Here is a 26,207-nt window from a genome sequence, read left to right on the forward strand (position 1 = left end):
TCCGATCCGGCGACTCACCGATCCGGTGACTCTCCGATCCGGTGACTCTCCGATCCGGTGACTCTCCGATCCGGGAAACTATTTGGCGGCTCTTGGAAGACCGCCCGGCGAGGCTCACGGAGCGTCTTTGAGGACCCGTTCCGCGATCCGGTCCCCCGAGCAGCGCCCCATTGACGTCCGGCCCCGACGTGGTGAGGTTCTCACCGAACCTGCCGTCACGCAGGTCACGTCCCAGAACCCCCTCCACCAGTCGTAATCCTCCCTGGCGTAGGCGTGGACCGCGTGGCACGGCCCGCCGTGGTTCGCCTTGTCGGCCCGTTCGTCACCCGCCAGCCCGTTGGCGTTCGCATCCACCCGCCCCGCGACAGACGCCTTGTTGATGGCCGTCCGCCCCAGCTTGCCCGCCCACTCAACATCCACCGGTTTCCCGACATTTACTGAGATAAGACGCATATGCCGACGGCAAACCGAACCCCATGACCGATCCACTGCCCGTGCTCTCCACCCCAGGGTGGAGATCCAGGACTCAACCCCCAGTCCGATCCGCCGCCACACCGCTCATCCCTACCGTCAGACCCATGGATCCCCTGCTGAGCGCGCTGCTCATCCCCGCCGCCGTCATCTTCGTCGTCTACCGGCAGATGATGACCCGCCCCACGGCCAGAAACGGCATCGTCTATGTCTCCGCCGCCCTGGTCGCACTGGGCCTGCTGACCGGCGGCCTCATCGACACCGCCCAGCTTGCCCTCAGCCTGGCCCTCGTGGTGGTGGAGGCCATCGCCGCCGTGGTCTTCGGCGCCGTCCGAGCCGCGACCGTACGCGTCTGGATGGACGAGGCCGGGGTTACCTGGTCGAAAGCCACCCCCTTGACCCTTCTGGCCTGGCTGGCCTCGGTCGCGAGCCGCGTGGGCCTGTACTTCGCCGGCACCGCCCTCGGCCTGAACGTCTCGACCTCCGGCATCCTGTTCTTCGTCGGCCTGACCATCGGCGCCCAGGCTCTGCTCGTCGCCCGTCGCGGCCGCGCCCTTTCCGGTACGACCGTGCGGGCGGATAGCTTCGTGGAGTGATGCCGGACCCGTCAAAGATCGCCCCCTTCGTCCTGCGACTGGGGGTGATCGTCGTGTTCGTATGGGCGCAGGTACGGTCCAAGCCGGCGCTCGGCTTGAGCGGCTCCGGCCTGACGATCACCGGATTGACCGCAGCCATAGTGATCCTGCTGATCGTCGCCCAACTCCCCTTCACTCGGAAGGCGTCAGGGCTCCTACAGCCCCGCAAGGCGCCCCAACCCCAGCCAGACCAGGCACCGTCCCCACCCCGGCCGGCCCGAGCAGCATCCCCGACACCACCAAACCAAGCGCCCTCCCCACCGCCAGTGGATCGAGCGGCGCCCCCGCCACCGGACCAAAGCACCTCCCCACCACCGCTGGACCAAGCCACCTCTCGGCTCTCGCCATACCGCGCGCTCTCCCGATCCCCGCTGGACCGAGCGACTCCCCAGCTACCGCGGGATCAAGTGACATCGCGCATGTCCGGGCCCGCCAGCGTGGCGCGCAAGGGGGTCACAATCGCGTCCCGCGTATCCCGCATGACGACCGTGTTCCGCCGATCCACCACAGCGACCACGTCCCAAGTGCCTGACACAGCGACCACCTCCCGGCTGTCCGCACTGGCGATCACATCCCGGGTGCCTCTCCTGGCGGTCGCGCTCGGCGCATCGACCGCCTTCGCGATCGCTCTCGACGCGGTGGCCGACGGCGGCCCGGCGTTCGCCGTGCTGTTCTACAGCCTCGGCATGGCGGCCATCCGGCTGCCGTTGCGCCAGTCGGTGCCGATCGGGGCGCTGGCCATTTGCGCGCTGCTCGTGGAGGGGGCCATCGCCGGTCGGCTGAGTCGCGATCTCAGCCTCATCCTCAGCCTCTGCCTGGTGTTCCTGGTGGCCTACTCGGTCAAGGAACGCCGGGCGGCCAGAGCCGCCGAGGCCCGCGAGGCCGTACTCGCCGAGAGGGCACGGATCGCCAGAGAGATCCACGACATCCTCGCCCACTCGCTGTCGGCGCAGCTCGTGCATCTGGAGGGCGCCAAGCTCCTGCTCCGCGCGGACAAGACCGAGGAAGCGCTCGACCGCGTCGTCCGCGCGCGCGACCTGGCCAAATCCGGGCTCGAGGAAGCCCGGCGCGCGGTGTCGGCCCTGCGCGAGAACACGCCCGCCCTTCCGCAGGCACTTCGGACGCTGGCGGAGGATTTTCAGGCGGCCACCGACCGGGCGTGCACGCTGCACGTCTCGGGCACGGAGCACCGCCTGCCCCCGGAGACGGAGCTCGCCCTGCTGCGTACCGCCCAGGAGGCGCTGACGAACGTACGGCGGCACGCTCCCGGCTCTCCGGCCACGATCAGACTGGTGTACGAGCCCGGCTCATGCGACCTCCACATCACCAACCCCGCCGGAGCCGAGCGAGGCACACCTGGGGGAGGATATGGCCTCATGGGTATGCGCGAACGAGCCGAACTTCTCGGCGGCACCCTGTCAGCGGGCGAGACGACGGACGGTTTCCGCGTCCATTTGCGGGTCCCGGCGTGAACCAGTGCACGGGTGAGACGAACGGCGGCTTCCGCCAATCCGCCAGTCTCCTGGGCTTCCGCGTCCACCTGGGGAGTCCCGCATGACCTCCCTCACGTCCGGCAGCCCCGCCGGGATCCGGGCGGCCGGTTCCAGCATGGAGTCGAGGAGTCCCCGCATTACCTCCCCCATCTCCGCCGGCCCCACCGAGACCCAGCCGGCCGCCTCCAGCACGGAGTCGCGAGATTCCCGTTTACTCCCCCTCACGTCCGGCGGCCCCGCCACTCTCGCCCGGTGGGTCACGGTGGCCGGATCATGAGCGTCACGGTCGTGGTCGTCGATGACCAGGCGGTCGTTCGGGAAGGGCTGGTCCTGCTGCTCGGACTCCTGCCGGGGATCGAGGTGGTCGGCTCGGCAGGGGACGGTGAGGCGGCGCTCCGCCTGGTCGCGGAGCGGCGGCCAGACGTGGCACTGATGGACCTCCGGATGCCGCGCATGGACGGCGTCGAGGCGACCCGCCGCATCCGCGCCGAGCACCCGGACACCCAGGTCGTGGTGCTCACCACGTATTCGGACGACGAATCGGTGTTCGCCGCGCTCAGGGCGGGAGCGCGAGGCTTCCTGACCAAGAGCGCGGACTCGGACGAGATCGCCAAGGCCATCGCCGTCGTCGTCAGCGGTAACGCCCAGCTCGATCCCTCCGTCCAGCGCCGTCTCCTCGACACCATGACGGCTCCCGACGGCGGTCGGCCCCAGGGCGCGCGACCTGACCGCGATCCGCGCGATCCGCGCGAGCAGCATGACCGCAACCCACCCGAGCAGCCCGACCGCGACACGCGCACACAACCTGACCAAACCGGTCCGACGACTCTCGACGAGGGTGCCGCCTCCACCGGCCGGAGCGTGTTCGGCGACGATCTCTCCGTCGGCCAGACCGCTCCCCGGCAGCAGCCGGAGCCGGTCCTTGGCAGGCTGGAGGCGACAATCGAACGGCGCACTCCCGGCAGCGGAGACGCCGCGACAAGCACCGACGACGAAGCGCTCGCCGGCGCGCGTGACGGCCTGACGCGGCGCGAGGTCGAGGTGCTGCGGCTCATCGCCGACGGCCTGTCGAACACCGAGATCGCCGCCCGGCTCTTCATCAGTGAGGCCACCGTCAAGACCCACATCAACAACCTCTTCGCCAAGGCCCGCCTGAGAGACCGCGCGCAAGCCGTCACATACGCGTACCGCCACGGTCTCGTCCGCCCGAACCCGTGACCTCCACGTGGTTGAGCTGGGAATCATCATCGAAGCCCGCCAGCTGTAAGACCGTCTCCAGGGCGGCCTGGCGGGTTTCCTCGACCGAATCGCCACGTTCGCCGAAACAGTCGGCGGCCACGTCGAGCACGGCCACCACCACGGCCGCGTCAGGGTAGGGCACGTCGACCAGGACGGTGCCGTCACCCGCTCCCTCGGCCGGGACCGCGTGAAGTCTCAGCAACCGCCGCATTTCTTCCGCCACGGCGACCCCCAGCACAGCAGCACGCTCGAATTGCTCAGCGGCAATCATGTCACCCTCCTATCGCACAGGTGTTCGGACAAGAAGGTAGCGGTCGTCACCGACAGAAACCTCGGCATGCACGGGGATCCAGGGCTGCGCGTCCTGCGCCGCCGAACCTTGAGTGCGGCCATCGAATTTCGAGTGGTGCAGGCCCCTCGCTGAGAGTCCATGGTCCTGACAGACCCCGCAGCCCTCGAAGGGGATGGAGCAAAGGATGTCGATAATGGCTTCTCGGCTCCGTCTCAGGGGCACATGCGGCCACCGTGGCCACAGCACACCAAGGGAGACCCAACATGGCGATTCAGCGGATGGACAATGTCCTCATCGTTGTCGACGACCTGGACGCCGTTATTGCGTTCTTCGTCGAACTTGGCATGGAACTGGAGGGCAAGGGGCCCCTTGAGGGACGTTGGGCGGAGCAGGCGGAGCGCGTCATCGGGCTCGACGACGTCCGGCAGGACATCGCCATGTTGCGGGTTCCGGACGGCCATGGCCGAGTAGAGCTGGCGAAGTTCCACCGGCCGAAGGCCATCACCCCCGACCCGAAAGACGCGCCGGCGAACACGCTGGGCATTCGCCGCATCATGTTCGCCGTCGACGACATCAACGACGTCATTGCCCGCCTGCGCACCCACGGCGCCGAACTCGTCGGCACGCTGGAGCAGTACGAGGACACCTATCGGCTCTGTTACGTCCGCGGCCCCGAGGGCATCATCGTCGGACTGGCGGAGCAGATCGGCTGAAGACTGCCGAAAGGACCGTGCACCCAAGCAGCATCCGGGCAGCCGCATCGGGGACCTGCTCTGAACCGCAGGCTGGGCGCGGCTTACTCGCCTCACGCGGAGCGAGGCAGACGAAATGATCAGGCCCACCCCAGCCAACCACTGCGTGAAGATCAATACCGCCCCAATAGGGTCCTTGCTGTCTCGCACAGCCACGCGCTTACCGTTGAAGGCCTCTCGATCATGTTGCCGCCGAGGTCAGTCCAATCAGCCGACCCGGCGAAGCGTTCTTGGGAAGGCGGTCCGAGCGCAGCGAGGCCCTTCAGGGGTCGGGCGTAAGCCCGACTGGGAGGACGTCCGGAGCGAAGCGGAGGCCCGTTGTAGGCGGGCGGCCATCAGACGGCCCGCCACCGAATCGGGTGACGGGTGGGGAGAAGGACTGGGCGAACATGCTGGTAGCGGCGACAGGCGTGACACCATGTGCGACGCTAAACGCATGCACCTTCCTGGCCGCAAGGGCGCACCGCAGCACGGTCACGCGTTCGTGCGGCGGCGCTGGTGGTCTCGCCGCCGAGTCACGCCCGCGGTCCACGCGGACGTAGCCGAGCTGGATGAGGGGCAGCACGTGTGGCGGGTTGCCTGGTGGGGCGGGGGCTGGGGCGTGTGGCCCGGCCGGAAGCCGGACGTCACGACGATGCCCGCCTACAGCACTGAGGACATCCCCCACGCCAAACCTGAGATTGCGGCCCATTGGGCGTTTGAGGTGGTGCCGCCGCTCGGCCGTACGGTGATCGAGTGCCCGCCGTGGGGAGTGGTGAGCGGCAGCCGGCAAGCCCTCAGGTGATCGGTTCGGGGTGGTCGCAGTCTACGTGGCTGCTGGAACTCTCGTCCTGCACCTTGTAGGGCTCGCCGCTGGTGAACGTGCCGACGATGGAGGCACGCGCCCGGTAGCTGCCGCCATCCCGGCATGGGGTCACGAGGGTGTAAGACTTGGCCAGGCCAGGCAGCTGTTCGTAGTAGTCGTGGTCCACCTCGTACCAGTCGGTGAATAGGCCGTCCTTGTGATCGATGGCGATCCGGGCGTGGAACGTGGTGAGGACTTCCTGATCACATATGACGCGCAGGCTAACCCTCACTCAGGGCGCGGCCGATGCGAATTGGACGGCGGCGAGTGGCCCCCAGGAGTTTTCGCAGCCATGGCGACCTTCGGGGTGGGTGGTGCTGTGGTTGCCGCAGTCTGCTGGGGTGCTGGCCAGAGTAAAGGCTGCGGCGATCACGGCAGCGTGTTTGGTCCACACAGCGGGGGCTCCATCGGTGGCGGGTGATCCGTCGTCTGAAACGGTAGTAGCGTCAGACACGCTGTGTACGCGATAGTTCACCGTCCGCATGTGAGTCCACAGATCGGACGCGTTTATGCCTCGGCGACCAGCTTCGATGCGACTGAGCGACGACTGTGCGACTTCAAGTCGTGTAGCAACCCGCTCGGCAGTGAGGTCGGATTCCTTCCTGACACTTGCCCTGTGCCGCGCATGCGGGGCATCGACGGCGAGCGGTCGCGGACTTCGAAGCGCGCTCCGACTTCATCGCGCAGGCGGCCCGCCACGCGCCACGCCCGCCCGAATTGCCGGAAATCCTCAGGCAAACACAGAGAATCGCAGACGCTCACGGCAGCGATGGCCGGTTCCAGGAGCAGCTGAGGAAATGCCGGAAGTGCGGCGCCACCTGGCGGTCCTACGAGGGGAAGAAGACCGACGTCGCCATGGTCGCTGACATCGCCCTCAAGCAGGTAGATGTCGTCATGCCTGTGTCGGCCGATTCGGATCTCTGCGGGGCGGTCGAAAAGATCCGGGAGATCGACGGACTCCGTGGCACCAAGACGAGGGCCGTCGCCGTCTTCCCGCCTGGCAAAAGCGCGGACGGCCTGCGCAGGTGCAGCGACGCGTAGTTCCCCATCGGGGCGGCCGTCGTGCGGCGCTCCCAGATCCCCGATGTGGTGAGCGGCCTGGGAGATGCCGTCTACCACCGCCCGCCGCACTGGAACTGAGCGCTCTCCCAACTCCCCCGAAAGCAGTGCGCAACCATACCTCTGGTCAGGAAAGCGAATGTGGCAGTTCATGCCCCGTGTACGAGCACGCCGACGGGCCTGATACGCCCATGGCACGCATCGCAGGCGAGTGCAGAAAAGCATGCAGGGCGACACTGGACGCCCGGGCGAAGAGGGGCTCACATGGTTTTCGGTTGGACCAAACACGGTGCGCGGGCTTCGGTCTGGGCCAGGTGGTAGGAGTCGGTGCCGGTCTCGATGATGTTGCCGCCTAGGTCAGTTTAATCAGCCGACCAGGCGAAGCGTTCTTGGGAAGGCGGTCCTCGCGCAGCGAGGTCCTTCAGGGGGCGGGCGTCAGCCCGCCTGGGAGGACGCCCGGAGCGAAGCGGAGGCCCGTTGTAGGCGGGCGGGGATCAAACGGCCAACCACCGAATTGGGTGACGGGCGGGGAGGAAGAACGCCTGGAGCGAAGCGAAGGCCCTTTGGCGAGGGGCGCTCGGCATGGGTAGGATCGGTTAGCAATCGCAATCGATTGGTAGGCGATGTGAGATGGATCTCGCACGTACGCAGGCCGCGCTCCGGCTGATCGCTCGCGGGTTCGAGGAGCTCGCCGCCGCCCTCGGTGAGGCGGAGGAGGCAGGGGAGGACGAGCGGACGGCTCGAGTCATCGAGGAGTGGGGGCGGCGGGGGCTGACGCAGAAGGAGGCGTCGGTGCTGTTTCAGCGGCATGGGTTCGCCCCGCAGACGACCGGCGGGTGGGCTCGGGGCGACTGGGTCGAGATCCGCGACGACGGCCTGCGTTACCTCACCGCGAAGTCGCACACCTGGCTGGAAGGTCGGGCATGACAGCGGGCACCGTAACGATGCCCACCAGAAGGATGGTGTCCAGGTGACCTTTTCCGTGCGCATCGCCGTACGCGGCTATGAGCTTGACTCGCAAGGGCATGTCAACAGCGCCGTCTATCACCAGTACGGCGACCACGCTCGCTGGGAGTGCCTGCGTGCGGCGGGCATCTCGGTCGACGACATGCTGGGCTCGGGCATCGGCCCCGTGACCCTGGAGAACACCATCCGCTACCTCGGCGAGCTGCGCGGCGGCGACGAGGTGGAGGTGACGTGCGCGTTCCTGTGGGGCGAGGGGAAGACGTTCAGGATCGCGCAGGAGTTCAGGCACGCCGACGGGCGGCTGGCGGCCGAGATGACCAGCGTGGGCGGGCTGCTCGATCTGGCGGCCCGCCGCCTGGTGGACGACCCGGCGGCCCGCTGGCGCGTCCTGGCCGACTCCCCGGATCTGCTCGGACTGTAGAGGATGTGCTCGGCGCGAGTAGGACACGCTCGCTGTAGAGGACGCGCACAGGTCGCAGAGGACGTGCTCGGGCCGCAGAAGGCGCGGGTAGAGGACGTGCTCGGGGCTGTTGACGTTCGAGTTCGCTAAAAACGGTAGTGGAGACGTTGCCCCGGCGGGATAGGGCCGCGCTCAGCGCGCCTAGACGGGTCCACCAGCGAAGGACCGGCGGGAACAGGGCGACCTCACGCTCCCGGGTGCACAGGATCTCCCTGACCAGCTTCAGCTTGGGGTGCCAGCGTTCGGCGTCCCGGGGATCGTCGAGGCCGGGGAACTTGGTGATGTCCCTGACGGCTTGGGTGGCGGCCATGGGAAGGTGCTGCTGGGCCCAGACGTGGAAGCTTCCGTACCCGTTGAAGGCTATCTCCCCGCTTGGGAAGTGACCGATGAGGCGGTCCACCAAGGCGATCATCTCCTCCATGGAGAGGAACGCGATCAGCCCGTCGGCGACGATCACCGCGGGCCGGTCGGTGGGCAGGGTGTCCAGCCACGCGGGGTCGGTCAGGTCGGCGGCGATGCCATGGGGGGGTGGCGCGGGCGGGCAGCAGTTGCCGCCGGGCGGCCACGACCTCGGGGAAGTCGATGTCGTACCAGTCGGCCGTGGGCGGTGGGGAGATGCGCAGCACCCGGCTGTCCAGACCGGCTCCGAGGTCGAGGCCGACCCCGTCGGGGTGGCGGGCGAAGAACCGCTGGGCCACCTCGTCCAGCTTCTTGGCCCGGTGCGCGATGTTGATCGCGGCGCTCGGGATGAGGCCGAACTTCTTGTAGTCGTAGCCGGCCTCGCGCACGATCTCGTCGGCCATCTCGTCACCGAGGATGGGGCGGGGCAAGCGGTTGTCGAGGGCCCGGCCGCACAGCGTCAGCCACAGGGTCTCCTGCAGCGGCGTGAGAGCCGGAAGGGTATCTGGGGGCATGGGTCGTCAGTCCTCTTCCCATCGGGTATTGGTCGGTGCTTCTTCTGATCGGTTGTCGGCCGGACCGTCTTCCAGGGTGTCGCTCGGTGCGCCTGCCCAGTGGGGGTCGGTCAGTGCGTCACTGGCCGCCTTGAGCAGGGAGTCATCGGCGTACAGGCCGTGCGTGTAGACCTCGAGCGTCGGCAGCGCGAGCCGCCGCAGGGCCTCCGGGCCGAAGGCCTCGTAGCCGAGGGCGCGCGCCAGCGACGGCGCCATGGTGAGCGTGGCGAGGCTGGTCAGCACGCTGAACACGGCCAGCGCCCGCACGTCCGACGATGGGCGCATGGAGCCGTCGGCGATCCCGGCCCGCAGAGTCGCCTCCGTCTCCTCCACCATCGTGGTCACGAACGTGGCGCCCGCGGGCGAGTCGTCCTCGATGGCGCGGCCCATGTACTGCACGTACAGGTGGTACTCCGCCGGGTCCGCCAGGTATTCGTTCGCCAGATTCGGCAGGCCGGCGCGTCCCTTGCGGGCCAGCGTCCGCAGGACGTGCTCGTCGCAGACGGCACGCAGCTTGTCCTTGCTGCCGAAGTGGTGGATGACCAGACCGGCGCTCACCCCCGCCGTGGCGGCGACGGCCCGCAGGTTGGTCTTCTGGAAGCCGTCGCGGGCGAAGTGGGCGATGGCCGCATTGCGGATCTTCGCCTGGGCGGTCAGATCCGAAGAGGCTGAACACATGTTTAGTACTATAAACAGCCGTTCAGTCGCTGGGCAGGCGGACATGAGAAAGCCCCGCACCTACCAACGGGTGCGGGGCTTCCGAAAGCTGGCAAACGCCTCCGAAAGGGCTACTTCTTGGCCTTGTCGGCGCTCGAGTCCGTCGACAGCGCCGCGACGAACGCCTCCTGCGGCACCTCGACCCGCCCGACCATCTTCATCCGCTTCTTGCCTTCCTTCTGCTTCTCCAGCAGCTTGCGCTTACGCGTGATGTCGCCGCCGTAGCACTTGGCGAGGACGTCCTTGCGGATGGCGCGGATGTTCTCGCGGGCGATGACGCGGGCGCCGATGGCCGCCTGGATCGGCACCTCGAACTGCTGCCTGGGGATCAGCTCGCGCAGCTTCTTGGCCATGTCGACGCCATAGGCGTAGGCCTTGTCCTTGTGGACGATGGCGCTGAAGGCGTCGACGGCCTCGCCCTGGAGCAGGATGTCGACCTTGACCAGCTCCGACTCCTGCTCCCCGTCGGGCTCGTAGTCGAGCGAGGCATAGCCACGGGTACGCGACTTGAGCTGGTCGAAGAAGTCGAAGATGATCTCGCCGAGCGGCAGCGTGTAGCGGATCTCGACCCGGTCTTCCGACAGGTAGTCCATGCCGCGGAGCTGGCCGCGCCGCCCCTGGCAGATCTCCATGATCACGCCGATGAACTCGGCCGGGGCCAGGATGGTCGACTTGGTCACCGGCTCGAAGACCTGCGAGATCTTGCCGCCGGTGGGGAACTCCGACGGGTTGGTGACGGTCAGCTCGGAGCCGTCCTCCATGACCACCCGGTAGACGACGTTGGGCGCGGTGGAGATCAGCGACAGGCCGAACTCGCGCTCCAGCCGTTCGCGGACGATCTCCATGTGGAGCAGGCCGAGGAAACCGACCCGGAAGCCGAAGCCGAGCGCGGCCGAGGTCTCCGGCTCGTAGATCAGCGCGGCGTCGTTGAGCTGGAGCTTGTCGAGGGCCTCGCGCAGCTCGGGATATTGGTCGCCGTCGATGGGATAAAGGCCGGAGAAAACCATCGGCTTGGGGTGCTCGTAGCCCGCCAGCATCTCGGTGGCGCCCTTGGTGACCGAGGTGACGGTGTCACCGACGCGCGACTGGCGCACATCCTTGACGCCGGTGATCAGGTAGCCCACCTCGCCGACGCCCAGCCCCAGATCCGACACCTTGGGCTCGGGCGAGATGACGCCGATCTCCAGCGTCTCGTGGGCGGCTTGGGTCGACATCATCAGGATGCGCTCGCGCTTGCCCAGGTGGCCGTCGAAGACCCGGACATAGGTGACGACGCCCCGGTAGGTGTCATAGACCGAGTCGAAGATCAGCGCGCGCGCGGCCGCGTCGGCCTTGCCCACCGGCGCGGGGATGGTCTGCACCACGTGGTCGAGCAGCTCGCGTACGCCCACGCCGGTCTTCCCCGAGACCCTGAGCACGTCGGACGGGTCGCAGCCGATCAGGCCCGCGAGCTCCTCGGCGAACTTCTCCGGCTGCGCGGCGGGCAGGTCGATCTTGTTGAGCACCGGGATGATGTGCAGGTCGGCGTTCATGGCCAGGTAGAGGTTGGCCAGCGTCTGCGCCTCGATGCCCTGGGCGGCGTCGACCAGCAGGACCGCGCCCTCGCACGCCTGCAGCGACCGGGACACCTCGTAGGTGAAGTCGACGTGGCCCGGCGTGTCGATCATGTTGAGGACGTGGCCGTCCCAGGGCAGCCGCACGGCCTGCGACTTGATCGTGATGCCGCGCTCCCGCTCGATGTCCATCCTGTCGAGGTATTGGGCGCGCATGGACCGGTCGTCTACCACGCCGGTGATCTGCAGCATCCGATCGGCAAGGGTCGACTTGCCATGGTCGATATGCGCGATGATGCAGAAGTTGCGGATCAACGCGGGGTCGGTCTGGCCAGGCTGAGTGCGCACCGAAGTCCGTTTCGACAGGGTTGAGGTCAAGCGTCTTTCATGGTGACATGCCCGGGTGATTGCCCGAACCGCCATTCGCCGTGGCCTGCGCCTTGTCGCGCTGGCCCTGGCCGTCGTCGTCGCGCTGATCGGCCTCCTCGCCGGCGCGCTCCGCGTTCAGTTTACCGGTGACCCGGCGGCCTGGGCGAAGAGCACGGGCAACGACGCTCTCTGGCTCGGCCACGCGTGGGTCGACGGCCGCCGTACGGAGCAGGACGTGGAGCGGCTCGCGGTACGCCTGCGCGCCACGGGCATCAAGGACCTGTACGTCCACGCGGGCCCGTTCGAGAAGGACGGCCAGCTAAAACCCGATAAATACCCCAGCGCCGGAAATTTCGTTCGATGGGCACGACAGTACCTCCCCGGCCTCCGTGTCTCCGCCTGGCTCGGCCAGAAGGTCGACGGCTTCCTCGACCTCGATGACGCCAAGTCCCGTGAGAACGTCCTGGCCGGAGTCGCCGCCATCATGAAGACCGGCTTCGACGGCATCCACTACAACTTCGAGCCGATCGGTGACGGCGACCGCGAGTTCCTCGACCTCCTCGACAGAACCCGCCAGTACACCAAGCTGCTGTCGATCTCGACACCCCAGATCGAGCCGTACCCCCTGATACGCCTGCCCGCCCGGGCGATCCTCGGCCACGACAAATACTGGTCGAGCGGCTACTTCAGGGAGGCCGCCGAGCGCGTCGACCAGGTGGCCATCATGACGTACGACTCCTTCACCCCTCTGCAGTCCCTTTACGGGGGCTATGTCGTACGGCAGGCCACGCTCGCCCTGGACCTGGTCCCGGAGACGAAGCAGATCCTCGTGGGCGCCCCCGCCTACCACGACCACGGCGTCGGATGGAGCGACGCCGCCGAGAGCGTGGCCATGGCCGCCCAGGGCGCCAAGCTGGCCCTGACGGAGCACGGCAGGCGGGAGCGGTTCGGCCTGGCCCTGTACGTCGATTTCGCCGCCACGGAGGAGGATTGGCGCGAATACACCACCGAGTGGTTCTCCTGAGGCCGTACACTGGACCGAGACTCCAATTCCCAGGGTGTTGATTTGAGCTGTCCTCTGGGTTATTGGTAACCTGTTCAACTGCGTGTGGCGCGCCCCTCTCACGAGCCCGCGCGCCCCATCCATCACTCAGACTTTACCGAGGCTTCTTCGTGGCGAACATCAAGTCCCAGATCAAGCGCAACAAGCAGAACGAGAAGGCTCGCCTGCGCAACAAGGCGGTCAAGTCCTCGCTGAAGACGGCCGTGCGCAAGTTCCGCGAGGCCGCCGAGCAGGGCGACGCCCAGCAGGCCGCCGAGCTGCAGCGGGCCGCCGCCCGTCAGCTCGACAAGGCCGTCAGCAAGGGCGTCATCCACAAGAACCAGGCCGCCAACCGCAAGTCGGCGATCGCCAAGCAGGCCGCCTCCCTGGCAGCCAAGTAAGGCCCAGCCAGGCTCGATCAAAGAGCAGGGCGCCAGAGCGCCGCACCTCCGTCAAGGGGTGCGGCGTTTTTTGTGTCACGATTTCGATATCACACCGCCATCTCGGGTCTGTCACCGTTGCGAAGATCGCCTTGCCCTCCCCCAGCGGAATGCTCAAAGGTTCACTAAACGGGGCAAGGGGGGCACATGCGGGGGCCGTTGGTCGTCAAACGGGCGTTCAGCGAGCCGTTGCTGTTGCTGGCCGCGTTCGGGTCGATCCTGCTGGCCACCACGACTCTGGTCGCGCTGACCATGTACGCCTCCACCATCGCCGAGGTGGGCGTGCGCCGCACGATGGAGACCGCGCCGCTGGGCCAGGTGGCCGCGACCATCGCCGCGCCCGTCACCGGCGAGACGTTCCCGGCGCTCGACCGGGCGACCCGCGCCGAGCTCGCCAGGGCCTACGCGGGCGCGCCCGCCGCCATCACGACCGCCTTCCGCTCCGACTCCTACGTCCGGCCGGGCCAGGAGAGCCGCAAGACCCCCGAACTGCTCAGGTTCGGCAGCTATGACGGCCTCGACGCCCACGCCAAGCTGGTCTCCGGCACCTGGCCGAACGCCACCGAACGCAAGACGGTCGAGGCCGCGATCTCCCTGTCGGCGGCCACGGCGCTCGGCGTCAAGGCGGGTCAGGAGATCACCACAGAAGGCCGCCTCGACCACAAGGCGGTCAACGTCCGCATCACCGGCGTCTTCCAGCTCAACGACCCGTTCGGTGACCGCTGGACCGCCGAGCAGCTGCTCACCAGGGGCGTCGAGACGGGCGAGTTCACCACCTACGGCCCGCTGATGGTCTCCCGCGAGACGTTCCTGAGCCGCTTCGCCACGAACGTCAACGCCACCTGGACCGCCGTCCCCGACCTGCGCGCTCTGTCACCGGAGCAGCTGCGGCCGTTCGCCGCCCGGGTGACCGAGCTGCGCGACCGACTCCACGCCAACGGCTGCGCGAGCTGCACCGCCACCAGCCGCCTGCCGGAGATGCTCGCCCAGCTCGGCACCGCCGCCCTGGTCGCCCGCTCCACCATGCTGATCCCGGTCCTGCAGTTGCTGCTGCTGGCCGCGTACGCGCTCATGCTCACCGCCCGCCTGCTCGCCGACCACCGCCGCATGGAGGTGGCGCTGCTGCGCTCGCGCGGCGCGGGCACGCTGCGGCTGGCCGCGCTGGCGGGCGGCGAGGCGCTGCTGGTGGCCCTGCCGTGCGCGATCGTCGCGCCCTTCCTCGGCCCGCCGCTGCTGGCCCTGGTCAACGCGCTGCCCTGGATCAGGGCCTCCGGTGTACGGCTGGCGCCCTCGCCCGACCTGGGCACGTTCGCGGTCTCGATCGGCGTGGCCCTGGCCTCGGCCGTACTCCTCATGCTCCCGGCCCTCGCCGGCGCCCGGCGTACCTACGTGGAGGAGCAGTCGGCGCGCGGCCGCGGCGGCGGGCGCGGGCTGATCGAGCGGGCCGGGGCGGACCTGGCGCTGCTGGTGGTCGCGGGGCTGGCCATCTGGCAGCTGCGGCGCTACGGCGCGCCCGTGACCGCGACCGCCGCCGGTGACCTCGGCATCGACCCGCTCATCGTCTCGGGACCGGCCCTGGCGCTGCTCACCGGCGGCATGCTGGGCCTGCGACTGGTGCCCCGCGTCTCGAAGCTGGCCGAGCGGATCACCGCCAGGCGGCCCACGCTCGCCCCGGCGCTCGGCGTCTGGCAGGTCAGCCGGCGGCCGCTCAAGTACGCCGGGCCCGCGCTGCTGCTGACCATGGCCATCGCGATCGGCATCGTGTCCATGGCCACGGCCGCCACCTGGCGTGGTTCGCAGCAGGACCAGGCCCGCCATCAGGCCGGGGCCGACCTGCGGATCTCCGGGCCGCCGGACGGTCCCGAGCTGGGCACGTTCGGGCGCGGCACCGCGTTCGCCGCGCTGCCGGGCGTCACGGCGGCCTCGCCCGCCTTCCGCGGCCCGGTCCAGCTCAGCGGCGAGGGCGCGGTCCTGCTCGGCCTCGACGCCGGCAAGCTCGACCGGCTCTTCCAGTTGCGGCCCGACCTGTCGGCGCGATCGGTCGCGGAGATGGCACGGGTGCTCGGCTCGGGCCGGCCGCGAGGTGCCCCGCTGGAGCTGCCGGGCCGGCCCACGACGCTCACGTTGCACGCCCGCGCCGACGCCGCGGTGTCACTGCGGATCATGGTCTCGGACGCGCTCGGCGTCTGGCGCGAGCTGCCCCTGGGCCTGCTCCATCCGGGCGACAACCGGATCGACCTCGACCTTTCGGAGATCGTGGGACGGACCGGGAAGATCACCTATCCGCTGTCGGTCCGCGGCCTGGTCGCCAATCCGCCCGAGAGCGGCAGTGCGCAGGTCACGGTGACCGGTCTGAGCGCGGATCGCCCGATCTCGCTCAAGGCGACCGGATCACAGCCGGTCGCGGTCGCCTTCGGCGAGTTGTCGGGCCCGCTGCCCGTGGTGCTCACCACCGATCTGGCCGCCTCGCTCAAGCTCTCGGCGGGCCAGGTGGGCCGGGTCAACCTGGATCGGCGGATCGTCGAGGTCAAGGTCGCGGGCCTGGTCGACCGGATGCCGACGACCGCCGCTGACCAGCCCGCCGTACTGGCCGACTGGGCCACCCTGCAGGCGTACGGCCTGGCGGCGGGAGAGATCCCCAGACCGGCCACCGAATGGTGGCTCGCCGCCCACGACGGCGACGCCGGGCCCGCGCTCGCGGCGCTGAAGAAGCGGCCGGAGTGGGACGTCACCGCGGTCGACCAGCGCGAGCTCGCCGAGCGGCTGCGGGACGACCCGCTGGCCAGCGGGCTGCAGGGGGCGTTGATCCTGGGCTTCGCGGCGGCGCTGGCGTTCGCCGCGCTCGGCTTCGTGGTGAACGCCACCGTCGCGGCGCGGGAGCGGATGGCCGAGTTCACGATCCTGCGGGCGCTCGGGGTGAGCCACCGGCAGGTGTTCGGGCTGCTGGCGGTCGAGCAGGCGTTCGTCATCGGGCTGTCGCTGGTTGCGGGGACGGCACTGGCGGTCGTCGTGGGCGTCCTGGTCGTGCCGCACATCGTGCTCACCGGGCAGGCCGCGGCCGTCACGCCGGACGTGCTGCTCGACATCCCGTGGGCGGCGACCGCGGCCATGCTGGCGCTGGTGGCCGCGGTGCTGCTCGGCATCGTCGCCGTATTGGCCCGTAACCTGCGTGGGCAGCGTCAGGAGGACTTGTGAGGATCCTGCGGCTGGCCCAGGCGTATCTGGGCGCGATGGCCATGCTGTCCCTGCTGACGTTGAGCGCCTGCCTGCTCGTGGCGGGGCTGCCGCGGGTGCTGCAGGGCTCGTACGACGAAGCCCTCCACCAGGCCCTCCAGGACGCGCCCGCGCAGCAGGCCGACCTGACCGTACAGACCAGGACGCGCGGCGGGCCGGACGACCTGCACGAGCCCGGCCAGTTCGCCTCCAGGGACGCCCGGCTGCGCTCGCTCGTGCCGCCGCAGCTACGGCCGCTCGTCTCGGCCACCGGCCAGATGAGCGCGAAGACGTACGACACGCCGGTCCACCTGTCGGGCGGGCAGACCTACATCAACCTCGCCTGGCTGTCGGACAGTGAGCGGCGGGTCGAGTGGGTCGACGGCCGGGCGCCGGGCAAGCCGACGACCATGCGCTGGAGCGGGACGGAGATCCCGCTGTTCGAGGTGGGCATCGTGGAGGAGGCCCGCACCACGATGCCGCTGAAGATCGGCGACGTGCGGATCCTCGGTGAGAGCGACTACGCCGCCGTCAAGATCGTGGGCGTGTTCAGGGCGAAGGACCCCGGCGCCCGCTACTGGAGCCACGACACCGACGTCCTGCACGTCACGCAGGTCCAGCCGCCCGGCAAGCTGGAGCTGGAGCGGCGCACGACCGCGCTGATCCCGGCCGCCGGCCTGGCCGCCCTGAGCGGCGCCGACCGCAACCTGCTCTACAGCTGGATCCTGCCGGTCGATCCCACCGCGGCCGCCTCTCTCGACCTGCCCGAGTTGCGTGCCGCCATCGAGGACTACGGGCACGTGGTCACCCTGCAACCGGCGGGCGCCGACAGCCAGTACCGGCTGGAGACGGAGCTGCCGGGCCTGCTGGACAAGTTCGGGACGGCGCTGGGCACCGCGCAGACCGTGATGTTCCTGGTGCTCGGCGGCCTGCTGGTCGTGGCGCTGGGGGTGCTCGTGCTGGCCGTGCAACTGCTGGCCGAGCGGATCGATCACCCGCTCGCGCTGGCGCGGGCGCGCGGCGGGTCGCTGCGGCAGGTGGCGGGTGCCGGCACGGCGCTCGTGGCGATCGCGGTCGTGCCCGCGGCTCTGGCCGGGTGGGGGCTGGCCTTCCTGGTGCCGGGGCCGGTGCCGTGGCTCGCCCACGCGGGGCCCGCCCTCGTGCCCCTCACCGCCGTCGGCTACGCGGCCGCGCGGCTGGCCGTGACGCACCGGACGCCCCTGCACGAGCGCCGCGACGACGTGGCCGCCGCCCGCCCGTCGGCCCGGCGGATCACCCTGGAGGTGCTGGTCGTCGGTCTGGCGCTGGCCGGCGCGTACCTGCTGCGTGCCCGCGGCCTGACGACCGGCGGCCAGGACCCGTTCCTGCTGCTCGTGCCGGTCGCGCTGACGGTCGCCGCCGCGCTGATCACCATCCGCTGCTATCCCCTCCCCCTCAAGCTGCTCGTACGGCTGGCCGCGCGCGGCCGCCTCGCCGTGCCCTTCCTGGGCCTGACCAGGGCGGCCCGGGCCCGATCCGCCAGCGTGCTGCCGGTGCTGATCCTGCTGCCCGCGCTGGCCGTGTCGGTGTTCGGGACGGTGATCTCCGGCGGGCTGTCCACCACGCAGCGCCTGGCGTCCTGGCAGAGCGTCGGCGCGCCGATCAAGCTGACCTCCCCCGTGGAGTTGCCTCCTGACGCCATCGAGCGGGTGCGCAAGGTGCCCGGTGTGCGGCTGCTCGTGCCCGCGCAGACCGCCACCGCGCAGATCGGCTACGGCGGCGAACGGGCCGAGATCATCGCCGTCGACCTGGCCCCATGGCAGCGGCTGCTGGACGGCGCGCCGATCAGCGTGCCCCTCACCGCCTCGGGAGCCTCAGGGATCCCGGTGCTGGTCTCCAGCGAGCTGCGCGGACGCGGCACCTTCGAGATCGCCTGGTACGAGCGGATGAAGGTCACCACGGCCGGCGAGATCGCCTCGCTGCCCGGCTTCTACCCGCGCGGCAAGTTCATCGTGCTGCCCTTCGCGACGAACAAGCGGCCCGGCGTCAACACCCTGCTGATCAAGGGCGAGGCGGATCACGCGGCGCTGCTGGCGGCCACCGGACAGCCCAAGGCCGAGCTGACCTCGCAGGAACAGGCCCTCGCCACGATCGAGGACGACCCGATGACCGGAACCGTCCAGAACATCCTGCGCATCACCACCATCGCGCTCGCGGTCTACGCGTTCATCGCCGTGCTGGTGACGCTGGTGATCGGCGCGGCCGACCGGGCCAGGGCGCTGTCGTTCCTGCGCACGCTGGGACTGTCGGACCGGCAGGCGCGGGGCCTGACCGTGCTGGAGATCCTCCCGCTCATCCTCATCACCTCGCTCACCGGGCTCGCGCTCGGCCTCGGCCTGCCCGCGGCGCTCGGGCCCGGCATCGACCTGTCCGCCTACGCCGGTGACCTGGCCGTCGGCGACTACTCCGCCGATCCGGTCGTGCCGGTCGTCCTGGCGGCCGGGCTGGCCGCCGTGGCCGTGCTCGGCACCTACGCGCACACCGCCATCAGCCGCCGCCGCAGCCTCGGCGCCGTACTCCGAGTGGGTGACCTCACATGAGTCCAACGTTGTCCGAGCTCGAAGCCAAGGCCGCCGAGAAAAAAGCCGCGTTCGGCGGGGACGCGCACATCGTCTGCGACAACCTGGTGCGCATCTACAAGACCGAGGGCGTCGAGGTGGTCGCCCTGCAGGGCCTCGACCTGCTCATCCAGGAGGGCGAACTGGTCGCCGTCGTCGGCGCCTCCGGGTCGGGCAAGTCGACGCTCCTGAACGTACTGTCCGGCCTGGACGTGCCCACGGCGGGCGTGGCCAGGGTGGCGGGCACAGACCTGCTGTCGATGACCGCGAAGGACCGGCTGCGGTACCGGCGCGACATCGTCGGGTTCGTCTGGCAGCAGACCGCGCGCAACCTGCTCCCGTACCTGACCGCCCGCGAGAACGTCGAGCTGCCGATGAAGCTGGCCGGTAGGGCACGCAGGGGACGCGCCGCCGAACTGCTGGACCTGATGGGCGTCGCCTCCTGCGCGGACCGCAAGGTGCCCGAGATGTCCGGCGGCGAGCAGCAGCGGGTCGCCATCGCCGTCGCCCTGGCCAACTCCCCGCAGCTCGTCCTGGCCGACGAACCCACCGGCGAGCTGGACAGCGAGACGTCGGAGGAGGTGTTCGGGGCGCTGCGCAAGGCCAACGGCGAGCTGGGCGTGACCGTGGTCATCGTGACCCACGACCCGCTGGTGTCAGAGCGCGTCGATCGTACGATCGGCATCCGCGACGGGCGTACCAGCAGCGAGACGCTCCGCCGCGAGGGCGTCGCTGAGGAGTACGCCGTGCTCGACCGCGTGGGGCGGCTGCAGCTGCCCCGCGACTTCATGAACGCCCTGGACATGGAACGCCGGGTGCGCCTCGAACTCGAATCCGACCACATCGGCGTGTGGCCGGCCCGAGAGGAGCCCTCCAATGAGCAGTGAGCCCCTGGTCGTCGTAGAGGGGGTGCGCAAGACCTATCGCACCGGGCCGAAGGAGGTCGTGGCGCTGCGGGAGGTGTCGTTCTCGGCCTATCCCGGCGAGCTGATCGCCATCCGCGGCCGGTCGGGGTCCGGCAAGACGACCCTGCTGAACCAGATCGGCGGACTCGACCGGCCCGACGCCGGGCGCGTCGTCGTGGCGGGGACCGAGGTGACCTCGATGTCCGAGGACGACCTGCTGGCGCTGCGCCGCGACGTGGTGGGGTTCGTGTTCCAGTCGTTCGGGCTGATCCCGGTGCTGTCGGCGGCCGAGAACGTCGGCGTGCCGATGCGGCTGGCCCGCACGCCGGTCACGGAACGGGAGGCGCGCGTGCGCGTGCTGCTCTCCCTCGTCGGGCTGGAACAGCACGTCAACCAGCGGCCGTACGAGCTGTCGGGCGGTCAGCGGCAGCGGGTGGCGATCGCCAGGTCGCTGGCCAACCGGCCCCGGCTGCTCGTCGCCGACGAGCCCACCGGACAACTCGATTCACAGACCGGGCGGCAGATCATGGAGTTGCTGCGCGCCCTGGTCCGCAGCGAGGGCGTCACCGCGCTCGTCGCCACCCACGATCCGAGCCTCATCACGCTGGCCGACCGGGTGCTGGAGATCAGCGACGGAGTCCTGCGGGAGGCTGCGCCTCTAGAGAGCCGGTCTTCGGAGGCTTGACGGACGTGATCGCGGCCAGGTTCGCCACGGCCACGGCGACCGCTCCCGCCAGCAGCAGCCCGGTCATGCCCACGAAGCCCGCGAGCGGCGCCGCCACGGCCAGCCCGAACGGCCGCGACGCGAACGAGATGAGTTGATCGAAGGCCCGCACCCGCCCCAGCGCGCCCTCGGGGATCTCCTCGGCGACGACGGTCTCCCACAGTGGGCTGAGCAGCCCGAGCCCGAACATCGCCACGAAGTACGCCGCCGCGATCAGCACCACGTTCGCGGTCACCGCCAGCGCCACCAACGGCAGCAGGTACAGCGCGGCGGCCACCTGGACGACGACCAGTGGCCGGCGGACGGGCAGCCTCGGCACCAGGAACACCCCCGCGACCAGGCCGACCGTGCCGCACTGCACGATGAGCACCCAGCTGGCCTCGCCGCCGAGCTGCTTGACGGCGGTCAGCGGGCCGAGGGTGAGGAACAACCCGGCCATGAAGTGCCATACGCCGTGGCCGAGCACCGACTTCAGGAACCACGGCCGCGTCCTGACCTCGCGCCATCCCTCGGCCAGGTCCTTGGCGAAGGTGTTCCGGGCTCTCTCGGGCTGCTTGGCCGTACGGACTCCGCCAAGGGTGAGCGCCGAGCAGGCGAACAGCGCGGCGGTGAGCAGCGCCGCCCACCCCGGGCCCGCCACCAGCACCACGCCGCCCGACAGGGCGGGCGCGAGCACGCTGGAGGTGCTGGTGGCCACGCCGATGCGCGCGTTCACACGCAACCGATCCGGGCCCGGCACCACGGCCGCGACCAGCCTCGGCACAGCAGGCATGCCGAACGCGATCGCCACCCCCGCCACCGCGGACAACACGGCCAGGTCGAGCACGCGGCCGACGCCCATCAGCAGCTCGATCCCGATGGCGGCCTGGGAGAGGCCGCGGACCAGGTCGGCCACCAGCGCCACCCGCTCGGGCCGGAACCGGTCGGCCAGCACCCCGCCGACCGGGAGGAGCAGGAGGAGGGGGATCAATTCGCAGGCCAGGACGAGACCAAGGGCCTCGGCCGAGCCTGTGGTGCGGAGGACGGCGAGGGTGAGGGTGGTGGGGATCAAGGCGGTGGCCAAGGCGGAGATGGCTCGCCCGAGCAGAAGTCTCATGGGGTTCGACATTAATTCGCTGGCTAATGATTCGTCAACTAAATACTTGCTGGCTTAAGATTAGTGGGTGGACTCGATGAACGCAGGCTCCGGCTCCAGTGACTCTGTCGATCGGCATCTGGCGCGGTGGCGGGGCAAGGCGCCGTACGACGAGCGGGTGGAGGCGGTCGTGACGCGGATGCAGTTCCTCGTCAAGCACCTGCATCAGACGAAGGAGGCGGCGCTGGCGGAGGTGGGGATGCAGGACTTCGAGTTCGAGACGCTGCATCGGCTGGTGGCCAGGGCGGGCTCCGCGACGCCTTCGGAGCTGGCCGCGGAGCTGATGCTGTCGCCCGCCGGCATGACCGGCCGCCTCGACACGCTGGAGAAGTCAGGCCTGGTACGCCGCCTGCGCAGCACGGACGACCGCCGCCGGGTCGACGTGGAGCTCACGGACCGGGGGCATGAGCTGTGGATGGAGGCCATGCGGATCCGGGGGGAGGTGGAGGCCGCGATGGTCTACGCACTGGATCCGGCGGAGCGGGCGACCCTGGACGGCCTGCTCAAACGCCTCCTGGTGAACGTGGAATCCACCCGCTGACCCTCACCCGCGTGAGGGCCGTATCCCGTCAGGTGCGGCGGAGTTCGCGGAAGAAGCTCGTCAGCTCCTCCTGGAGGAGGGCCGGCTCCTCCAGGGGCAGGAAGTGGCCGCCCCTGCCGGGCTCGCTCCAGTGCCGGATGTCCGTGAGGGCCCGCTCGGCGAGCGCCCGCGGAAAGTCGGCCATCAACGGCTCGTGGCTCAGCGTGACCGCCGCCGGCACAGTGATGGGCGGCCGGGCGTAGTTGTGCTCGAAGTCGAAGTATTGCCTGAACGAGGTGCCGATCGAGCCCGTGGCCCAGTAGAGGGTGAGGATCGTCAGCAGGGTGTCCCGGTCGAACCGCGTCTCCACCTCGCCGTGACAGTCGCTCCAGTCCCGGTATTTGTCCACGATCCACGCGGCCAGCCCGACCGGCGAGTCCAGCAGCGCGGCGGCGATGGTGTCGGGCCGCGTGCCCATGATGGCGCTGTAGCCGGCGTCACCCTCGTCATAGACGGCTTCCGCGTCGAGGAACGCCTGCTCCTCCGCCGACAGCGGCGGAACCTCCAGCGACGCCGGGAACGGCGGATGGATCAGGTGAATCCCGATCACCTGCTCCGGATAGAGCGCCCCCAGCCACCCGGTCGCCGCCCCGCCGATGTCACCACCGAACGCGCCGTAACGCTCGTAGCCCAGCATCTCGGTCATCAGCGCGTGCAGGATCCGCGCCATCGCCGCCCTGGTCAGCGGCTCAGCGGGCAGCTCCGAATAGAGAAAGCCGGGCATGGACGGGATCACCACGTCGAACGCGTCATCCGGATCACCCCCGAACCGTCCCGGATCGGCCAGCCGGGCCGCCAGCGGCAGCATCTCCATGAAGCTGCTCGGCCACCCGTGGCTCAGCAGCAACGGCATGGGCGCGGGCCCGTTGCCGGGGATCTTCAGGAAGTGCGTACGCGCGCCGTCGATGTGCGCAATGCCGTGCGGCAGAGCGTTCAGCTCGGCCTCACGTGCCCGGAAGTCGAATCCCTCGGCCCAGTAGCCGACCAGGTCACGTAGGTAGCCAGGGTCCGCGCCGCCCTGCCACGCCTGCTCCCCTGGCCGCGTGGGGTCACCGAACCGCGTGTTACGCAGCCGACTCCGCAGGTCGTCCAGCACGTCGTCCGGCACCTCAATACGAAACGGCGACCAGCTCACATAACCTCCAGCAACCGACAGAAGGCGCGCATCGCCCTCCGACGCTTCGCGACCTTACCGGGGCGCCGGCCACCGGACTATCGGTTATCGGGGCGGGTGGCACTCACTCTCCCGCACGGGCGGCTACCGGCCCGTACGGTTGGCGACGATCACTTGCACCGTGTGTTCGAGCGCGTACGCCGGGTCGGCGCCGCCGCCCTTGACCTGCTCGTCGGCGTCGGCCACCGCCTGGATGGCGCGTGACAGGCCCTCCGGACCCCAGCCGTTCAGCTGCCGCTTGACGCGGTCGATCTTCCAAGGCGGCATGCCCAGATGGCTCGCCAACTGCCCACCCCTGAGGTTGCGCGGCGCTCCGCCGACCTTGGCCAGGCCCCTCAGCCCGCCCGCCAGCGCGCTCACCAGCAGCACAGGGGCCACCCCGGTGCCGAGCGCCCAGCGGAGCTGCTCCAGCGCCTCGGCCAGCCGCCCCTCGAGCGCCGAGTCGGCCACGTTGAAGCCGGTGACCTCGGCCCGCCCCTTGTGATAGCGGGCCACGGCCGCCGCGTTGATCGTCTTGTCTTCCGTGTCGAACACCAGCTGGTTGCAGGCCGCGGCCAGCTCCCGTAGATCGTTGCCCACCGCCTCGAGCAGCGCCTGCGCGGCATCGCTCGAAATGCCGCGCCCAGCCCGCTTGATCTCGCCCTTGACGAAGTCGAGCCGCTCCCCGGCCTTGGTGACCTTGTTGACGGTGACGACTCGCGCCCCCGCCTTCTTGACCCCGTCGACCAGCGCCTTGCCCTTCACCCCGCCCGGGTGGACCAGGATGAGCACGGTGTCGTCGGAGGGCTGCGCCACGTACTTCACGACCTCGGCGATGACGTCCTTGACGAGATCCTGCGCGGACCGGATCACCACCACGGAACGATCACCGAAGAGCGACGGCGAGGTCAGCTGGGTCAGCTCCCCCAGCGCCACCTTCCCGCCGATGAGATCGTGCACCTCCGCGCCGCCGGCGGCCGCCCGCGCCGCCGCGATCACCTCGCTGACCGCCCGCTCGGCCAGCAGCTCCTCGTCGCCGACGACCAAGGTCACGAGTGCTGGATCTGTTGCCGCCATGTCGTGCAGCATGCCATGCGGCACCGACAAGCCGGTACTCGACGACGACGGTTACCGGACCTTCACTCCAGACTTCGCAGGTACGCCGCCGCGCGGTGCATGCCGCCGTGTTCGGCCCAGCCGAGCGGGGTCGAGTCGTACGCCGTGTCCTTGATCGCCGGGTCGGCGCCGAGCTCGATCAGTGTCTCGGCCGTCTCGACGTCGTCGTTCCAGGCCGCCGCGTGCAGCGGGGTGGATCGATGCAGGTGGTTCACGCCGAAGCCGAGACCGGCCAGCAGCCGTACCGCCGCGGGCTTGCGCTGCTCGGCGGCCCTGATGATCAGCCCGGGGAATCGTTCGAGCGCCCGCGCCAGCGGTTCCGGGCCGAATCCGGCCACCGCGTCGGCGTCGGCGCGCATGCAGGCGGCGGTGAAGGTCTCCATCTCGTCCAGTACCGCCGAGGCGCCTGCCCCGGCGAGCAACTCCGCGATCTCGGTGTGCCCGTTCAGCAGGGCGAGCTCGTAGGGGGTGCGCCCGCCGTACGCCGGATGCCCGCCCAGGCCGTCCACCTCCGCGCCGTGTGCCAGGAGCAGCCGGGCCCGCCGCGGGCAGCCGCGCAGCGCGGCGGTGGCCAGTTCGTCGCGCAGCATCTGCTGTGGAGACTGCAGCGTGGGCCCCAGCCGGGCATGCCACGGACCGCCCGCGCCCCGGCCCAGGCCGAACTCCAGCAGCAGCTGAAGGTGGGCGGTGTCGTCGGAGCGGGCGCCGCCGAGCCCGAGGTTGTAGAGGGTCTGGCTGTCGTTGGGGTCCGCCCCGGCCTCCAGCAGCAGCCTGGCCAGCGCCAGGCCCTGCGGATGCGGTGGCTGGTGGCCCTCTCCCCCACCGAATGCGCCGGTGAGTACGGTGAACGGCGAGGTCAGCCCGTCCCACAGGAATCCGGCGTTCGGATCGGCGCCATGGTCGAGGAGGAGCCGGGCGGCGGCCACGTACCGGCCGGGAGCGTCGAGCCGCGCGTAGGCCAGGTACAGCAGCGGCTCCCACCCGAAGGGTCCGCCCTGCTCGCGCGCGAGCCCCGGATTTTCGGCCAGCACGTCGGCCAGCGCATCGGCCGAGCCGGTGGCCGCCATGGTGAAGACGTTCGCGGTGGACAACTGCGGACGCCGGGCCAGCAGCAGGTCGGCGTCGGCGGTCCGGCCCGGGTAGTCCGTGCCATAGGTGAGGCAGGCGAGCCGCAGGAACTCCTCCGGCAACTCCTGGCTCGGCGCGACCCGGTGCGGCGAGCGGGAGTAGCGCTCGACGGTGCCGAGGTGTTCTTTGAGCCTGGGCCAGCTCGCGAAGCCGTACATGCGGGCGGTGACGAGTTGCGCGTCGGCCAGCTTGAGCGCCTCCGGCGTTCGGGGATGGAACTCGGCGACGAGCCCGAGCGCCTCAGGAACTCCCGCCTTCGCATCCTGGAGGAGCGTCTTGGCCTGCTTGCGGAGCCGTTCGAGGCTGGGGTTGTCGGGCAGGCGATGGATGGGCACGAGGGCCTCCTTTCCGTCTGGCCTGGCGTCCGCATG

The 26,207-nt window shown here is 69.9% G+C and carries 24 protein-coding genes and 3 pseudogenes; 16 read left to right on the plus strand and 11 right to left on the minus strand.

The genetic code is table 11. The features are described from left to right. Nucleotides 1-114: 114 nt before the first annotated feature. Nucleotides 115-420, minus strand: coding sequence for an MOSC domain-containing protein (locus tag AB0B64_RS03340; protein WP_358174293.1), 306 nt, complete (start codon nucleotides 418-420; stop codon nucleotides 115-117). A 158-nt stretch (nucleotides 421-578) separates the two neighbouring features. On the opposite strand from AB0B64_RS03340, the gene AB0B64_RS03345 reads away from it, so the two are divergent. From AB0B64_RS03345 to AB0B64_RS03360, 4 genes and pseudogenes are all read left to right on the plus strand, one after another. Then, entirely contained in the window at nucleotides 579-1,067 is a 489-nt protein-coding gene (locus AB0B64_RS03345) for a hypothetical protein (protein WP_357947219.1), read from the plus strand. A 563-nt stretch (nucleotides 1,068-1,630) separates the two neighbouring features. Further along, on the plus strand, nucleotides 1,631-2,578 hold the full coding sequence (locus tag AB0B64_RS03350) for a sensor histidine kinase (RefSeq protein WP_357947216.1): 948 nt from the start codon (nucleotides 1,631-1,633) through the stop codon (nucleotides 2,576-2,578). A 294-nt stretch (nucleotides 2,579-2,872) separates the two neighbouring features. Next, nucleotides 2,873-3,208: pseudogene (locus AB0B64_RS03355) on the plus strand (response regulator transcription factor); the annotation flags it as partial. 405 nt (nucleotides 3,209-3,613) lie between these two features. After that, nucleotides 3,614-3,817 (plus strand): annotated as a pseudogene (locus tag AB0B64_RS03360) (response regulator transcription factor); the annotation flags it as partial. Here AB0B64_RS03360 and AB0B64_RS03365 read toward each other — a convergent pair. Continuing rightward, on the minus strand, nucleotides 3,774-4,109 hold the full coding sequence (locus AB0B64_RS03365; RefSeq protein WP_357947213.1) for a hypothetical protein: 336 nt from the start codon (nucleotides 4,107-4,109) through the stop codon (nucleotides 3,774-3,776). The pseudogene AB0B64_RS03360 and the gene AB0B64_RS03365 sit on opposite strands and share 44 nt — an antisense overlap. Before the next feature lie 284 nt (nucleotides 4,110-4,393). Here AB0B64_RS03365 and AB0B64_RS03370 point away from each other — a divergent pair, with 284 nt between their 5' ends. Continuing rightward, nucleotides 4,394-4,843, plus strand: a complete 450-nt coding sequence (locus AB0B64_RS03370; protein ID WP_358174296.1) for a VOC family protein — start codon at nucleotides 4,394-4,396, stop codon at nucleotides 4,841-4,843. Nucleotides 4,844-5,318: 475 nt separating this feature from the next. Next, on the plus strand, nucleotides 5,319-5,666 hold the full coding sequence (locus AB0B64_RS03375) for a hypothetical protein (RefSeq protein ID WP_358174299.1): 348 nt from the start codon (nucleotides 5,319-5,321) through the stop codon (nucleotides 5,664-5,666). Here the strand turns inward: AB0B64_RS03375 and AB0B64_RS03380 are convergent. Further along, on the minus strand, nucleotides 5,659-5,958 hold the full coding sequence (locus tag AB0B64_RS03380; RefSeq protein ID WP_358174302.1) for a hypothetical protein: 300 nt from the start codon (nucleotides 5,956-5,958) through the stop codon (nucleotides 5,659-5,661). The two genes, AB0B64_RS03375 and AB0B64_RS03380, sit on opposite strands and share 8 nt — an antisense overlap. After that, nucleotides 5,959-6,321: pseudogene (locus AB0B64_RS03385) on the minus strand (helix-turn-helix transcriptional regulator); the annotation flags it as partial. 122 nt (nucleotides 6,322-6,443) lie between these two features. On the opposite strand from AB0B64_RS03385, the gene AB0B64_RS03390 reads away from it, so the two are divergent. The 3 genes from AB0B64_RS03390 to AB0B64_RS03400 all read left to right on the plus strand — a co-directional run bounded on the left by AB0B64_RS03390 (nucleotide 6,444) and on the right by AB0B64_RS03400 (nucleotide 8,172). Beyond that, nucleotides 6,444-6,767: a hypothetical protein gene (locus tag AB0B64_RS03390; RefSeq protein ID WP_358174305.1), complete on the plus strand. Its 324-nt coding sequence runs from the start codon at nucleotides 6,444-6,446 to the stop codon at nucleotides 6,765-6,767. 648 nt (nucleotides 6,768-7,415) lie between these two features. Continuing rightward, entirely contained in the window at nucleotides 7,416-7,712 is a 297-nt protein-coding gene (locus tag AB0B64_RS03395; RefSeq protein ID WP_358174308.1) for a hypothetical protein, read from the plus strand. Between the two features lie 43 nt (nucleotides 7,713-7,755). Then, nucleotides 7,756-8,172 (plus strand): acyl-CoA thioesterase, encoded by a 417-nt coding sequence (locus AB0B64_RS03400; protein ID WP_357947195.1) that lies wholly within the window; start codon nucleotides 7,756-7,758, stop codon nucleotides 8,170-8,172. 224 nt (nucleotides 8,173-8,396) lie between these two features. Here the strand turns inward: AB0B64_RS03400 and AB0B64_RS03405 are convergent, their stop codons facing one another. The 3 genes from AB0B64_RS03405 to lepA form a co-directional block, all read right to left on the minus strand. Beyond that, nucleotides 8,397-9,125 carry a class I SAM-dependent methyltransferase gene (locus AB0B64_RS03405; protein ID WP_358174311.1) on the minus strand — a complete coding sequence of 243 codons (729 nt, stop codon included), beginning with the start codon at nucleotides 9,123-9,125 and terminating at the stop codon, nucleotides 8,397-8,399. Between the two features lie 6 nt (nucleotides 9,126-9,131). Further along, complete coding sequence (locus tag AB0B64_RS03410) at nucleotides 9,132-9,842, minus strand: TetR family transcriptional regulator (RefSeq protein ID WP_358174314.1); 711 nt, start codon at nucleotides 9,840-9,842, stop codon at nucleotides 9,132-9,134. Nucleotides 9,843-9,952: 110 nt separating this feature from the next. Beyond that, nucleotides 9,953-11,782, minus strand: coding sequence for a translation elongation factor 4 (lepA, locus tag AB0B64_RS03415; protein ID WP_357947186.1), 1,830 nt, complete (start codon nucleotides 11,780-11,782; stop codon nucleotides 9,953-9,955). 55 nt (nucleotides 11,783-11,837) lie between these two features. On the opposite strand from lepA, the gene AB0B64_RS03420 reads away from it, so the two are divergent. From AB0B64_RS03420 to AB0B64_RS03445, 6 genes are all read left to right on the plus strand, one after another. Then, nucleotides 11,838-12,827 (plus strand): glycosyl hydrolase family 18 protein, encoded by a 990-nt coding sequence (locus AB0B64_RS03420; RefSeq protein ID WP_358174317.1) that lies wholly within the window; start codon nucleotides 11,838-11,840, stop codon nucleotides 12,825-12,827. 149 nt (nucleotides 12,828-12,976) lie between these two features. Continuing rightward, nucleotides 12,977-13,246 (plus strand): 30S ribosomal protein S20, encoded by a 270-nt coding sequence (rpsT, locus tag AB0B64_RS03425; protein ID WP_219527587.1) that lies wholly within the window; start codon nucleotides 12,977-12,979, stop codon nucleotides 13,244-13,246. A 186-nt stretch (nucleotides 13,247-13,432) separates the two neighbouring features. Beyond that, nucleotides 13,433-16,480, plus strand: a complete 3,048-nt coding sequence (locus AB0B64_RS03430; RefSeq protein ID WP_358174320.1) for an FtsX-like permease family protein — start codon at nucleotides 13,433-13,435, stop codon at nucleotides 16,478-16,480. Continuing rightward, nucleotides 16,477-19,077: an FtsX-like permease family protein gene (locus AB0B64_RS03435; RefSeq protein WP_358174323.1), complete on the plus strand. Its 2,601-nt coding sequence runs from the start codon at nucleotides 16,477-16,479 to the stop codon at nucleotides 19,075-19,077. Before AB0B64_RS03430 ends, AB0B64_RS03435 begins: the two co-directional genes overlap by 4 nt. After that, entirely contained in the window at nucleotides 19,074-19,982 is a 909-nt protein-coding gene (locus AB0B64_RS03440; protein ID WP_358174325.1) for an ABC transporter ATP-binding protein, read from the plus strand. The genes AB0B64_RS03435 and AB0B64_RS03440 overlap by 4 nt, the downstream gene beginning before the upstream one ends. Then, the gene (locus tag AB0B64_RS03445; RefSeq protein WP_358174328.1) at nucleotides 19,972-20,685 is read left to right on the plus strand and encodes an ABC transporter ATP-binding protein; all 714 of its coding nucleotides are present in this window, start codon (nucleotides 19,972-19,974) and stop codon (nucleotides 20,683-20,685) included. The genes AB0B64_RS03440 and AB0B64_RS03445 overlap by 11 nt, the downstream gene beginning before the upstream one ends. Here AB0B64_RS03445 and AB0B64_RS03450 read toward each other — a convergent pair. Continuing rightward, complete coding sequence (locus tag AB0B64_RS03450; protein WP_357947169.1) at nucleotides 20,627-21,820, minus strand: MFS transporter; 1,194 nt, start codon at nucleotides 21,818-21,820, stop codon at nucleotides 20,627-20,629. The two genes, AB0B64_RS03445 and AB0B64_RS03450, sit on opposite strands and share 59 nt — an antisense overlap. 76 nt (nucleotides 21,821-21,896) lie before the next feature. Between AB0B64_RS03450 and AB0B64_RS03455 the strand changes: the two genes are divergently transcribed. Beyond that, nucleotides 21,897-22,400: a MarR family transcriptional regulator gene (locus AB0B64_RS03455; protein ID WP_357948123.1), complete on the plus strand. Its 504-nt coding sequence runs from the start codon at nucleotides 21,897-21,899 to the stop codon at nucleotides 22,398-22,400. 28 nt (nucleotides 22,401-22,428) lie between these two features. Here the strand turns inward: AB0B64_RS03455 and AB0B64_RS03460 are convergent, their stop codons facing one another. The 3 genes from AB0B64_RS03460 to AB0B64_RS03470 form a co-directional block, all read right to left on the minus strand. Further along, nucleotides 22,429-23,574: an epoxide hydrolase family protein gene (locus AB0B64_RS03460; protein WP_358174331.1), complete on the minus strand. Its 1,146-nt coding sequence runs from the start codon at nucleotides 23,572-23,574 to the stop codon at nucleotides 22,429-22,431. A 123-nt stretch (nucleotides 23,575-23,697) separates the two neighbouring features. Beyond that, entirely contained in the window at nucleotides 23,698-24,669 is a 972-nt protein-coding gene (gene holA, locus AB0B64_RS03465) for a DNA polymerase III subunit delta (protein ID WP_357947163.1), read from the minus strand. 62 nt (nucleotides 24,670-24,731) lie between these two features. Continuing rightward, nucleotides 24,732-26,171 carry an ankyrin repeat domain-containing protein gene (locus AB0B64_RS03470; RefSeq protein WP_358174334.1) on the minus strand — a complete coding sequence of 480 codons (1,440 nt, stop codon included), beginning with the start codon at nucleotides 26,169-26,171 and terminating at the stop codon, nucleotides 24,732-24,734. Nucleotides 26,172-26,207 lie beyond the last annotated feature (36 nt).

This window comes from Nonomuraea sp. NPDC049129, assembly GCF_040648495.1.
Lineage (GTDB): Bacteria > Actinomycetota > Actinomycetes > Streptosporangiales > Streptosporangiaceae > Nonomuraea.